This window comes from Crenobacter oryzisoli, assembly GCF_030385785.1.
GTDB lineage: Bacteria > Pseudomonadota > Gammaproteobacteria > Burkholderiales > Chromobacteriaceae > Crenobacter_A > Crenobacter_A oryzisoli.
The window spans coordinates 1-12,439 of the sequence record NZ_JAUEDK010000046.1 but is presented as its reverse complement, the minus strand read 5'-3'; the positions used below and the strand labels follow the sequence as shown (position 1 = coordinate 12,439).

Below are 12,439 nucleotides of genomic sequence, written 5' to 3'. Positions count from 1 at the left end.
CACCGACTCAGCGCAACGCGTCGCGGCGACCTTCCAGCATCAGCTGCTTCATCTCGCGCACCGCTTGCGGGAAGCCGACGAATAATGCATGACTGACGATGGCGTGACCGATGTTCAGCTCGGCGATCTCGTTGATCGCGGCGATCGGCTGGACGTTGTGGTACGACAGGCCGTGACCGGCGTTGACCACGTGACCAATGTGCGAGCCAAACACCGCCGCCTCGGTAATGCGAACGAGCTCTGCTTCGCGCTCCGCGGCGCTGTGAGCGTCGGCATAGCGGCCGGTATGCAACTCGATCACGCCAGCACCGGCGTCTCGTGCCGCTTCGATCTGCGCACGGTCCGGGTCGATGAACAGCGAGACGCGGATGCCGGCGCCGCTAAGCACGCGCGTAAAGTCACGCACCTGATCGAAGTAGCGGATCACATCAAGGCCGCCCTCGGTGGTCAGCTCCTCGCGTTTTTCTGGCACCAGGCAGACGTCCTCAGGCTGCACCTTCAGCGCGTTGGCGAGCATCTCCTCGGTCAGCGCCATCTCCAGGTTCATGCGGGTCTTGATCACCTGCTTCATCGCCACGACGTCGTCGTCCTGAATGTGGCGACGGTCCTCGCGCAGATGCAGGGTGATCAGGTCAGCGCCGGCGGTCTCCGCTACCAGCGCGGCCTCGATCGGACTCGGGTAGCGGGTGCCGCGCGCTTGGCGCAGCGTAGCGACGTGGTCGATGTTGACGCCCAACAGAATCATGACAGGTTCCTTCGGTGTTACGCCGCCCGGCCGCGCGAGGCTGCGCGTCAGTCGGACAGGCCAGTGATCGTCTGCAGCAGCTCGCGGGTGGCAAGGCGGCAGTCGAATAATTGTTTGTCGAGCCACAGCCGGGTCAGTCGGCGTGCAGCACGGCGGGTGACTGGCTCGCTGAAGTCGTCGGCAGCCAGTGCCAGCAGCACTGCGCCGGGCACGATCTCGGATTCGGCCACCACGGTACGCCCGTTGAGCGGCTCGGGCAAGCCGTCGGCCTGACAGGCATAGCCCTGCTCGGGGTCGATGCGCTGGCCTAACGCATCGCGGTCGAAAGTCGGGGTGTAACCGAGCGAGGCCAGCAGCGCCAGCTCGAAGCGGCGCAGCACTGTGGGGAGCTCGTCGCCGGCGCCGAGCGCATGCACAGCGCGATCATAGGCGAAATACAGCTCGGGATACGGGTCGTCGCGGGCGGTCAGCTTCACCACCAGCTCGTTCAGGTAGAAACCCGACAGCAATGTCATGCCGGACAGCTGCGGCACCCCGCCCAGCCAGTCGGCCGAGTGCAGGGTACGCAGTTCAGTCTTGCCGAACCAGGCGAGCTCCAGCGGCGCGAACGGCATCAGCACACCGCGCAGCGTCGACTGCGGGCGACGTGCGCTACGTGCCACCAGCGTCAGGCGGCCGTAGTCACGCGTCAACACCTCGATCAGCAGACTGGTTTCACGCCACGGCTGCGACATCAGCACATAGCCCGGCTGGCGGTCGATCTTACCCGGTTGGCTCATCGGAGGATGGGAAGTGGTGGCGGAATGAAGAGTCGGGCGGCTCGGCCAGCCTTGCTAGCGCGCGGCTGGCCAAATCGGCTCAGCTAAGCCCGAACTCCTTGAGGAAGCGCACATCGTCGGCCCAGCCAGACTTGACCTTCGCCCAGACCTTGAGGAACACCTTGCGCTCAAACATCTGTTCCATGTCGAGGCGCGCCTCGGTGGAGATCTTCTTCAGCTTCTCGCCACCCTTGCCGATCAGGATGCCTTTCTGGCTGTCGCGGTCGACCAGCACCGCGATATGGATGCGGTACATCTCTCCTTCGGTTTCCCACAGCTCGACCTCGACGGTCATCGCGTACGGCAGCTCTTCGCCGAGGTAGCGGAACAGTTTCTCGCGCACGATCTCGGTGGCGAGGAAGCGTTCGCTCTTGTCGGTAATCATGTCGTCCGGATAGAGCGGCAGCGATTCCGGCAGGTGCGGGCGCACCTTGTCGAGCAGATCGGCCAGGCGATGACCGTGTTTGGCGCTGACCACCTCTACATCGGCGAATTCGAACTCAGCGCGGCACTCCTCGATGAAGTCGGCCAGTTCCTGCTTGTCCTTGACCTTGTCAACCTTGTTGACGACCAGGATCACCGGACGGTGCTTCGGCAACAGCGCGATCACCTCGCGGTCGGCACCGGTCAGGCGCTTGGCCTCCAGCACGAACAGCACGCAATCGACGTCGGACAGCGTGTCCTTGACGCTCTGGTTGAGCACGTCGTTCAACGCGTTGCGGTGAAAGGTCTGGAAGCCCGGCGTGTCGACGAAGATGAACTGCGCGGCCTCTTCGGTGTGGATGCCATTGACGCGGTGACGGGTGGTCTGCGCCTTCTTCGAGGTGATGCTGACCTTCTGGCCGATCAGGTGGTTCATCAGCGTCGACTTGCCGACGTTCGGCCGGCCGACAATCGCGACGAAGCCACAGTGGTAGTTCATGTCCATCATTTCTTGCCTTGCGGATAGCGGGCGGCCAAGCGCTCGAGCGCCACCTCCGCCGCCTGCTGTTCAGCGGCGCGGCGGCTGCCGCCCTCGCCGGTGGTTTCAATAGCGAGCTCGCCCAGGTCGCACTCGACCTTGAACCATTGCTCGTGGGCCTCGCCAGTCTGCGCGAGGATGCGGTATTTCGGCAGCGCCAAGTGGCGCGCCTGCAGCGCCTCCTGCAACCGGGTCTTGGCGTCTTTGGCCTGTTTGGTCAGATCGATGGTGGCGATCCGCTCGGCGAACAGGCGGCGCACCACCTGCTCGGCCCGGGCAAAATCGGCATCGAAGCTGACGGCGGCGAAAGTTGCCTCGAGCGCGTCGGCCAGAATGGATGGACGGTTGAAGCCGCCGCTCTTCAGCTCACCCTCGCCGAGGAACAAGTCATCGCCTAGCTTCAACTGCTGTGCGATCTCGGCCAGCGTGTTCTGGTTGACTAGGTTAGCACGCAGCCGCGACAGCTCACCTTCGGTCAACTTCGGAAAAGCGTCGTACAGCATCCGCGCCACGGTGTAGTTGAGAATGCTATCGCCGACGAACTCGAAGCGCTCGTTATTGGGTGAGCCGAAGCTACGGTGCGTCAGCGCCTGCCGCAGCAAATCCGGCTGACCAAATGAATAATCCAGCGCCATCTGCAGGCGCTGGAATCGGTTGGAGTCTTTCACGGGTATACGATGTACTAGCGGTTAGCCGGTGGACAGGCGCCCACCGGCGGCAGGGTTTGCAGCATCAGGCAGTGAAGTGCTTGACCAGCGCACCCAGTACAATGCCCACCACCATCAGCAACGCCATCAGCTGAATAATGGTCAGGCCCGTCTGGCGTCTAACGGTAATTACATTCATTTCCATGTCAGTACTCTCTCAGTGGATTCGGGTGCCGATACGCGAAAAGTCGCTGAAGTTCATCCAGATCAGGAAGGCCTTACCGACCATCAGTCTGTCGTCGACGAAGCCCCAGTAACGGCCGTCCAGGCTATTGTCGCGGTTGTCGCCCATCATGAAGTAGTGACCAGCCGGCACCTTGCAGGTGAATCCGCTGTCATCATAGCTGCAGTTGTCTCGGTACGGGAAATCCTGCACCTGGCCAAGCGCCACCGGCGGAAACTCCGGAATATCCAGCGTCTTGTAACTCTTGCCGTTCACAGTTTCCAAGAACTGCTTATTGTGGATCATCGCCAGACCGCGCTCCAGGTAGTCGTACGTGCCATCTTCGACAGTCTGCACCGGCTTGCCGTTCACCGTCAGGCGCTTGTTGTGGTACTCGACCGTATCGCCGGCGAGCCCGACCACGCGCTTGATGTAGTTGACCTTCGGATTCGGCGGGAAATTAAACACCACCACATCGCCGCGTTTCACCGGATCCATCGGCACCACGACGCTGTTGAGTACCGGCACGCGGATGCCGTAGGTGAACTTATTGACCAGGATGAAATCACCGACCACCAGGCCCGGACGCATTGAACTGGACGGAATCTGGAACGGTTCGACCAGAAAGGAGCGCAGCAGGAACACCACCAGAATCACCGGGAAGAAGCCGCGCGAGTAGTCGACAAAGTGTCCGGCTTCGCGGCCTTCGGCGGCGCGCTTTCTGGCCAACATGAACTTATCGAGCGCCCAGACGACACCGGTGATTACCACGAACAGCAACATCACCGCGGTGAAGCTCATCAGGTCGGACAGCACCACGAAGCCGCCGATCACCAGCGCGAGATAACCCCACTGGATCGACGCCGGATAATCCTTGGCACCTGGCTGCTTCTTGCCGCCGAGCATGATCAGCACCAGGCCGATCACTGCCGCAGCCACCCCTACCCAGAACAGATTCCCGCCCACTTATTTGTCTCCCACTTGAAGAATGGCCAGGAAGGCGGTCTGCGGAATCTCCACGTTGCCGACCTGTTTCATGCGCTTCTTACCGGCTTTCTGCTTCTCGAGCAGCTTTTTCTTACGGGTAATGTCGCCGCCATAGCACTTGGCCAGCACGTTCTTGCGCAGCGCCTTGATGGTTTCGCGCGCGATGATCTGGCTGCCGATGGCCGCCTGCACCGCGATGTCGAACATCTGGCGCGGGATCAGCTCGCGCATCTTCGCCGCCAGCGCACGGCCGCGGTACACCGAAGTCTGGCGGTGCACGATCAAGCTCAAGGCATCGACCTTCTCGCTGTTCACCAGGATGTCGAGCTTGACCAGATCAGCGGCTTGGAATTCCTTGAACTCGTAGTCGAGCGAGGCGTAGCCGCGGCTGGTGGACTTCAGCTTGTCGAAGAAGTCCATCACCACTTCGTTCATCGGCAGGTCGTAGGTCAGCATCACCTGGCGGCCCATGTACTGCATATTGCGCTGCACGCCGCGCTTCTGGTTGCACAGCGTCATTACCGCGCCGACGAACTCCTGCGGCACCAGGATGGTCGAGGTGATGATCGGTTCACGGATCTCGTCAATCTTCGACAGGTCCGGCAGCTTGGATGGGTTCTCCACCTCGAGCAGCGTACCGTCCTTCATCAGCACCTCGTACACCACCGTCGGCGCGGTAGTGATCAGGTCCATGTCGAACTCGCGCTCCAGGCGCTCCTGCACGATCTCCAAGTGCAAGAGGCCGAGGAAGCCGCAGCGGAAGCCGAAGCCCAGCGCCTGCGACACTTCCGGCTCGAACTTCAGCGCCGCGTCGTTCAGTTGCAGCTTTTCCAGCGCGTCGCGCAGCGACTCGTAGTCGTGCGACTCCACCGGATACAGACCGGCGAATACCTGCGACTGCACTTCCTTGAAGCCCGGCAGCGGCTCGTCAGCCGGCTTGGCCGCGAGCGTGATGGTATCGCCCACCTTGGCCGATTTCAGTTCCTTGATACCGGCGATCACGAAACCCACTTCACCGGCGTTCAGGCTGTCGCGCTGCACCGACTTCGGGGTGAACACGCCAACCTGTTCGCACAGGTGCTCGGCACCGGTGGCCATGAACTTGATCTTGTCCTTGGGCTTGAGGCTGCCGTCGATCACGCGCACCAGCATCACCACGCCGACGTAATTGTCGAACCAGGAGTCAACGATCAGCGCCTTGAGCGGGCCGTCCGGGTTGCCCTTCGGTGGCGGGATCTTCGCAATCACGGTCTCGAGGATGTCCTCGATGCCGATGCCGGACTTGGCCGAGGCGCGCACCGCGTCGGTCGCCTCGATGCCGATGATGTCCTCGATCTCCTGCGACACGCGCTCGGGCTCGGCCGCAGGCAGGTCGATCTTGTTAAGCACCGGCACCACTTCCACGCCCAGCTCGATGGCGGTGTAGCAGTTGGCCACGGTCTGTGCCTCGACGCCCTGCGAGGCGTCCACCACCAGGAGCGCGCCCTCGCAGGCGGACAGCGAACGCGACACTTCGTAGCTGAAGTCGACGTGTCCCGGGGTGTCGATCAGGTTCAGGTTGTAGACTTGGCCGTCGCGTGCCTTGTACTGCAGCGCCGCGGTCTGCGCCTTGATGGTGATGCCGCGCTCTTTCTCGATATCCATCGAGTCGAGCACCTGCGCGCTCATTTCACGCAGTTCGAGCCCGCCGCAGAATTGAATAAAGCGGTCGGCCAGCGTCGATTTGCCGTGGTCGATATGAGCGATGATCGAGAAATTGCGAATGTGGTTCATGCAGTCACACAAAAGTTAAGGGCACGCAGACGTGCCCTCATGTTCGTTAATGGCGGGAATTTTAACGGATTTCACCAAGATGTGCAGCCAGGCTGTCGGCGTTCAGATGCCAGTGGCAGATTTCGGTCTCGCCATCCATCAACACCGGCACCAGCTCGTTGAAACGCGCCTCCAATACCGGATCGCTGTCCACGTCGATCACATCGATGTCGAAGCCGAACCGCGCCTGCCACGGCGCGAGCTCGGCCAACATCTGGTGACAGAGGCTGCAGTACTCGCGAAAGTACAGCGTCAGCCTCACGTGCTCTCCCCGACCGGCAGCGCCACGAACAGCGTCGCCCCTTGGCGCAGCACCTGCAGCGCAACCGAGCTACCCTTCTTGGCGCTGTTGATCTCGTTGAACAGCTGCTTGGCACTGGCGAGCTGTTGGCTACCGATGCCGACGATCACGTCGCCGGCCAAGATGCCGGCGCGCTGTGCCGCCTGGTTAGCGCGCTGCACCAGCAGACCAAATGGCACACCGGCTTGGCGTAACTGCTGCGCCGACAGTTCACTGACCACTAGGCCGACCTGACTCATCGTCTGCGCAGCCGGTTCTGCCGCCTTCGGCTTGTTGGCCTCCCGCTCTGCCACGTGCGGGTCACTGTCCTTCAGCTCTGCAGCGACCACGGTGATGTTACGGCTGGCACGGTTGCGCCACACTTCCAGCGTCACCGGCTTGCCCGGCGAGATCGCGCCGATCGCGCGCTGCAGATCGCCGCCGGACTGGATTGCCTGCCCGTCGACTTTCAGCAGGATATCGCCCGGCTTCAGGCCGGCCTTGTCGGCGGGCGCACCGTGCTCGACATTGGTGACTAGGGCTCCGTTCGCCCGGGGCAGGCCGAAGGAGGAAGCCAGCGCCTTGCTGACTTCCTGGGTGGTCACGCCGATGCGACCACGACTGACCTTGCCCTTGGTCTTGAGCTGATCGGCCACGTTCATCGCTACATCGATCGGAATGGCGAACGAGATGCCCATGAAGCCGCCAGAGCGGCTGTAGATCTGTGAATTGATGCCGACCACCTCGCCGTTCATATTGAACAGCGGACCGCCCGAGTTGCCAGGGTTGACTGCAGCATCGGTCTGGATGAACGGCACATAGTTCTCGTCCGGAAGCTGGCGGCCCTTGGCCGACACGATGCCGGCAGTCACCGAGTTATCAAAACCGAACGGCGAGCCGATCGCCACCACCCACTCGCCCACTTTCAACGCCTTGTCGTCGCCGACTTTTATCACCGGCAAGTCACCAGCGCCGTCGATCTTCAACAGCGCCACGTCAGTACGAGCGTCCGAGCCGATCAGCTTGGCCTTGAATTCGCGCTTGTCGGTCAGCGTGACTGTGATCTCGTCGGCCTTGGCGACCACGTGCGAGTTGGTCAGCACATAGCCCTCTTTGGAGATAAGGAAGCCCGAGCCGAGCGAGGTCGCCTGGAATTCGCGCTGCTGGCGCGGCGCGAAACGGCGGAAGAATTCGAAGAACGGATCGCCGGCCATCCCGTCGGGCACTTCAGCGACCGATTCGCGCACAGTCTGCTTGGTACTGATATTGACGACGGCACGCCCTTCGTCCTGCACCAACTGAGTGAAATCGGGAAGGTTGGCAACCGCCGCCGTGGCCATCTGCGGGCCAAGTGCGACGGTAGACGCCAGAACAGCGGTTACGATCAGCTTTTTGATCGGCATGGTCTCTCCGAAATTAAGGCAAGGGCATCAACACGCTCGGTGATCACCGGCTGGAACAAGGGGCGTTGGCCAAATCCACGCGAAACGCGCCGCACCGCGACCAGCGCGGCGGCAAAACCGGCAAGACCGGCGAGCACCGACACGGTCTCGCTCGCCAGCGCGCCTGCGGCAGCGCCAACAAACAGACCGATAAGCGGCACAAGATACATCAGCAGCGCGCTGTGCAACATACCACGCTCGGGGACGGATACGGTTACCCAGTCGCCAACTGCAGCATCAAGCGGGTTCTTTACACGAAACGCCGGGCCGTTGGGGCTGAACATCCTGGCTATCGCGAGCGAGCGACAGCCATGCACTGGGTCGCACTGCCCGCATGGAGTGTGCGGACGCGGTTCGACCCAGGCATGGCCGGATTCCAGCCGTATCACGCGCGCCTGGGTTTCGATCATTTCAGGCTAACCTTGATCGAACGCAGCAGGCTAGCCAGGCTTTGCTCGGGCAGGTCGCCGACCAGTGTCAGCTGCATGTTGTCAACGCTGTGCGACGCGATGGACAGCGCCCCCTGTACCACGTTGGCACGATCGGGACGAGGGTCGCCCGACTGTGGCTCGACGAACAGCGACAGCATCACCAGCCCGTCGGTATACATCAGGTGGCGGGCCTTGTCGCCACTGGGCATGGTTCGCTCGACTGCGCGCAACAGCTTAAAGCCCGGCGGCAAACCGGTGACGTCGACCGACGTCACGACCGGCGGCACCGTGGAGGGGGCCGGAGACTGAGCACCGCCGCGCTGGGTGTAGCTGAGCTTGTAGTGCGACTTGTATACCGAACGATCCTTCGGCGCCGTCAGCTCCACATCGGTGAAGGTGTACTGTTCGGCTACCTCATTGCTGCGCGGTAGCAGCATCACCGCCTTCAGCGGCATGCCGGTCACACTATCGAGGCAGAAGCGCTGGTTATAACGCAGACCATCATTCGGCTTGAGCAGATACCAGTCACAGTCGTGACGCGCCACCCGGTCGCTGCCGAGCCGCTTGACCGTATACGACGCGGCCAAGCCGTCGACGTTGTCCGGCAACACGGCAGGAAACAGTCGCACTGCACTGTAGCGCGCCGCCGTCAGCGCGCGCGCGTCCGGCGCGAAATAGGTGACATCGTTGCCTTGGCGCAGGATCTCGCGCGGCAGGCCGTCAAGCGACTCGCGCCGCTCGGTCAGCTGATTGTCAACCACGCCACGGTAGACCTGAAAGGTTTCCAGCGCACCGCTCATCTGGTGCAAATAGGTACCGTTGAGCGGTTGCTGCCGTCCGGCCTGCGCAGCCTTGCGCAACGGCTGCCAGTCATCGCCGGCATGCGCGACCAGGGAGACGCCGAGCAGCACGCCACCCGTGATACAGCAAATACGATGCATCAGTTGCGACCTCCGCTACCCAAGGCGACGCGCATCACGTTAGGGTCGGAGTACATTTCCTGATGAGCCATCAGATAGGGATCGTCGCGGCCCGGCTGCACGCGTTGCACGTCTACCGGCGTATTGGCGGCCACCAATTCGGCGTGTGGCGCCCCCGCACTGCCCAGTTGCTGCCATGCCACCACCGCGGCGAAAGTGACGCTGGCGGCCAGCGCGGCGGCGCCGAGCTGGCGCGCGCGAGCTTGTCCAAACCAGCGGCGCGGCGCCAGCACGGTCGGCTCGTCGGTCAGTCGTTCTGCCACCTGTTGACGGACATTCACCGACAGGATCGTATTGGCCCGCATCGCGTCCCCGATCATGTGATAACTGTCCCATAGCTCTTTCAGCGACTCGTCGCTACCGAGCGCTGTGACGACCTTGGCGGCCTCGTGTCCGTCGAGTTCGCCATCCATCAAAGCGGATACCGATTCCTTCATACCTACCACCTTCTGTTTTTCGCTGTGTCCAGCAACGGCCTGAGTTCTGCAGCAATGGCTTCTCGCGCGCGAAAAATCCGCGATCGAACGGTGCCGATCGGGCAATTCATCACGCTGGCTATCTCTTCGTAGCTTAAGCCGTCCATTTCCCGCAGGGTAATGGCAGTCCGCAGTTCCTCCGGCAACGCCTCAACAGCCGCGTTGACGGTTTGCAGGATCTGCTTGTTCATCAGCTCGGATTCGGGCGTATTCAGGTCGGGAACCTGCGACGTCATGTCGTAGGTCTCGCCGTCTTCGTCCGTTACCTCACTGCCCACTACCGGGCGGCGCCCGCTTGCGCTCAGAAAATTTTTGGCGGTGTTAATGCCAATCCTATACAGCCAGGTATAGAACGCACTTTCCCCTCGAAATGACGGCAATGCCCTATATGCCTTGATGAAGGCTTCCTGGGTCACGTCGTCGATGTCGGAGCCATCCCGAATGAACCGGGACAGCAAACGGCCGAGGCGGCGCTGATACTTAGCGACCAGCAAGTCGAAAGCTCTTTTTTCGCCTCGTTGCGCACGCTCCACCAACTGTTGATCGATATCCCGATCACTCATGTCGTTGTAATGCTCCCTGATGCGCCGGCCCTTAATTGTTGTGAGATCGCTGGGCGGGCACAGACTAGACCACACGGCCGGTGCCGAGTTCCCCCGCCGTCTGCGCCAGTGTTGTGTCAGGCCAGACAGCATCGCAAAGCCTCGCGACCAACGTGCCGCAAAACCTGACGGCCGGCAACGAATGCCCGAACCTTAACAGAGCTGCCCCGCTCCGACAAAAAATGCCCAGAGGGGTTCCATTTACAACCAAGCGCTTGCTAGAATGACGAGCAATTACTCCAGTTCATCTGTAAAGAGGAGCTCCCCCAGATGTCTCAGTTCTCCCCTGGCCAGCGCTTTCGCATCGCCCTCACCCAGGAACACCCCCTGCAGATCGTCGGCGCCATCAATGCGTATAGCGCGTTGCTCGCCGAACACAGCGGCTTCAAGGCCCTCTACCTGTCCGGCGGCGGCGTCGCAGCCGCCTCCAACGGCATCCCCGACCTGGGCATCACCCAGCCGGAAGACGTGCTGATCGACATCCGCCGCATCACCGACGTGACCGAACTGCCGCTGCTGGTCGACATCGACACCGGCTGGGGCGGCGCGTTCAACATCGCCCGTACCGTCCGCGCCGTCGAAAAAGCCGGCGCCGCCGCGGTGCACATCGAGGACCAGGTGCAGGCCAAGCGCTGCGGTCACCGCCCGAACAAGGCGATCGTGCCGCAGGCCGAGATGGTCGACCGCGTCAAGGCGGCGGTGGATGCGCGTCGCGACGACCGCTTCGTGATCATGGCGCGCACCGACGCGCTGGCGGTCGAGGGGCTGGACGCGGCGATCGAGCGCGCGGTGGCGTGCGTCGAGGCCGGCGCCGACATGATCTTCCCCGAGGCGATGACCGATCTGGCGATGTACCGCCGCTTCGCCGAGGCGGTGAAGGTGCCGATCCTGGCCAACATCACCGAGTTCGGCGCCACCCCGCTGTTCACCACCGAGGAGCTGGCGTCGTCCAACGTCGGCATGGTGCTCTACCCGCTGTCGGCGTTCCGCGCGATGAGCCAGGCGGCGCTGAACGTCTACCAGGCGATCCGCCGCGACGGTTCCCAAGCGAATGTGGTCGACACCATGCAGACCCGTGCCGAGCTGTACGAGCATCTGGGCTACCACGCCTACGAACAGAAGCTCGACGCGCTGTTTGCCGACGGCAAGAACAAGTAAGCCCCCGATCCAGCCATTCAGATCGAGTCTGCATTAAGGAGAAACCCCAGATGAGCGAAGCTACCCTCGTCAGCAAACCGAAGAAGTCGGTTGCCCTGTCCGGCGTCGCCGCCGGCAACACCGCGCTGTGCACCGTGGGCCGCACCGGCAACGACCTGCACTACCGCGGCTACGACATTCTCGACATCGCCGAGCGTTGTGAATTCGAAGAAGTGGCCTACCTGCTGGTGCACGGCAAGCTGCCGAACCCGGCGGAACTGGCCGGCTACAAGCAGAAGCTCAAGGCGCTGCGCGGCCTGCCGGCGTCGGTGAAGGCGGTGCTGGAAGCGCTGCCGGCCTCGGCGCACCCGATGGACGTGATGCGCACCGGCGTGTCGGCGCTCGGTTGTACCCTGCCGGAGAAGGACGACCACAACATCGCCGGCGCGCGCGACATCGCCGACCGGCTGATGGCCTCGTTCGGCTCGATGCTGCTGTACTGGTACCACTTCAGCCACAACGGCAAGCGCATCGACGTGGAAACCGACGACGACTCGATCGGAGGCCACTTCCTGCACCTGCTGCACGGCGAGAAGCCGAGCGAACTGTGGGTGCGGGCGATGCACACCTCGCTGATCCTGTACGCCGAGCACGAATTCAACGCGTCGACCTTCACCGGCCGCGTGATCGCCGGCACCGGGTCGGACATGTACTCGAGCATCACCGGCGCCATCGGCGCGCTGCGCGGTCCGAAGCATGGCGGCGCCAACGAGGTGGCGTTCGAGATCCAGCAGCGCTACGAGAACCCGGATGAAGCCGAGGCGGACATCCGTGCCCGCGTCGAGCGCAAGGAAGTGGTGATCGGCTTCGGCCACCCGGTGTACACCATCGCCGACCC

14 protein-coding genes are annotated in these 12,439 nt (G+C 62.6%); 2 read left to right on the top strand and 12 right to left on the bottom strand.

Annotation, left to right across the window (positions count from 1 at the left end; genetic code table 11):
* Positions 1–7 precede the first annotated feature (7 nt).
* The 12 genes from pdxJ to rpoE all read right to left on the bottom strand — a co-directional run bounded on the left by pdxJ (position 8) and on the right by rpoE (position 10,365).
* Entirely contained in the window at positions 8–745 is a 738-nt protein-coding gene (gene pdxJ / locus QU481_RS18825) for a pyridoxine 5'-phosphate synthase (RefSeq protein ID WP_289831541.1), read from the bottom strand.
* A gap of 47 nt (positions 746–792) precedes the next feature.
* Positions 793–1,524, bottom strand: coding sequence for a DNA repair protein RecO (gene recO / locus QU481_RS18820; protein WP_289831540.1), 732 nt, complete (start codon positions 1,522–1,524; stop codon positions 793–795).
* A 79-nt stretch (positions 1,525–1,603) separates the two neighbouring features.
* Positions 1,604–2,494, bottom strand: a complete 891-nt coding sequence (gene era, locus QU481_RS18815; RefSeq protein WP_289831539.1) for a GTPase Era — start codon at positions 2,492–2,494, stop codon at positions 1,604–1,606.
* Positions 2,491–3,159 carry a ribonuclease III gene (rnc, locus tag QU481_RS18810; protein WP_289831556.1) on the bottom strand — a complete coding sequence of 223 codons (669 nt, stop codon included), beginning with the start codon at positions 3,157–3,159 and terminating at the stop codon, positions 2,491–2,493. The genes era and rnc overlap by 4 nt, the downstream gene beginning before the upstream one ends.
* A 229-nt stretch (positions 3,160–3,388) precedes the next feature.
* A complete protein-coding gene (gene lepB, locus QU481_RS18805; protein WP_289831538.1) occupies positions 3,389–4,360 on the bottom strand; it encodes a signal peptidase I in 972 nt (323 codons plus the stop codon).
* Entirely contained in the window at positions 4,361–6,154 is a 1,794-nt protein-coding gene (gene lepA, locus QU481_RS18800; RefSeq protein WP_289831537.1) for a translation elongation factor 4, read from the bottom strand.
* 61 nt (positions 6,155–6,215) lie between these two features.
* Positions 6,216–6,455, bottom strand: coding sequence for a glutaredoxin family protein (locus QU481_RS18795; RefSeq protein WP_289831536.1), 240 nt, complete (start codon positions 6,453–6,455; stop codon positions 6,216–6,218).
* A complete protein-coding gene (locus QU481_RS18790) occupies positions 6,452–7,876 on the bottom strand; it encodes a DegQ family serine endoprotease (RefSeq protein ID WP_289831535.1) in 1,425 nt (474 codons plus the stop codon). Before QU481_RS18790 ends, QU481_RS18795 begins: the two co-directional genes overlap by 4 nt.
* The gene (locus QU481_RS18785; RefSeq protein WP_289831534.1) at positions 7,858–8,325 is read right to left on the bottom strand and encodes a SoxR reducing system RseC family protein; all 468 of its coding nucleotides are present in this window, start codon (positions 8,323–8,325) and stop codon (positions 7,858–7,860) included. Before QU481_RS18785 ends, QU481_RS18790 begins: the two co-directional genes overlap by 19 nt.
* Positions 8,322–9,287: a MucB/RseB C-terminal domain-containing protein gene (locus QU481_RS18780; RefSeq protein ID WP_289831533.1), complete on the bottom strand. Its 966-nt coding sequence runs from the start codon at positions 9,285–9,287 to the stop codon at positions 8,322–8,324. The genes QU481_RS18785 and QU481_RS18780 overlap by 4 nt, the downstream gene beginning before the upstream one ends.
* Positions 9,287–9,763: a sigma-E factor negative regulatory protein gene (locus QU481_RS18775; RefSeq protein WP_289831532.1), complete on the bottom strand. Its 477-nt coding sequence runs from the start codon at positions 9,761–9,763 to the stop codon at positions 9,287–9,289. The genes QU481_RS18780 and QU481_RS18775 overlap by 1 nt, the downstream gene beginning before the upstream one ends.
* Positions 9,764–9,765: 2 nt before the next feature.
* On the bottom strand, positions 9,766–10,365 hold the full coding sequence (gene rpoE, locus QU481_RS18770) for an RNA polymerase sigma factor RpoE (RefSeq protein ID WP_289831531.1): 600 nt from the start codon (positions 10,363–10,365) through the stop codon (positions 9,766–9,768).
* A gap of 309 nt (positions 10,366–10,674) precedes the next feature.
* Between rpoE and prpB the strand changes: the two genes are divergently transcribed.
* On the top strand, positions 10,675–11,562 hold the full coding sequence (prpB, locus tag QU481_RS18765) for a methylisocitrate lyase (RefSeq protein ID WP_289831530.1): 888 nt from the start codon (positions 10,675–10,677) through the stop codon (positions 11,560–11,562).
* Between the two features lie 50 nt (positions 11,563–11,612).
* The coding region (locus tag QU481_RS18760; RefSeq protein ID WP_289831529.1) for a citrate/2-methylcitrate synthase at positions 11,613–12,439 on the top strand (827 nt) is incomplete at its 3' end.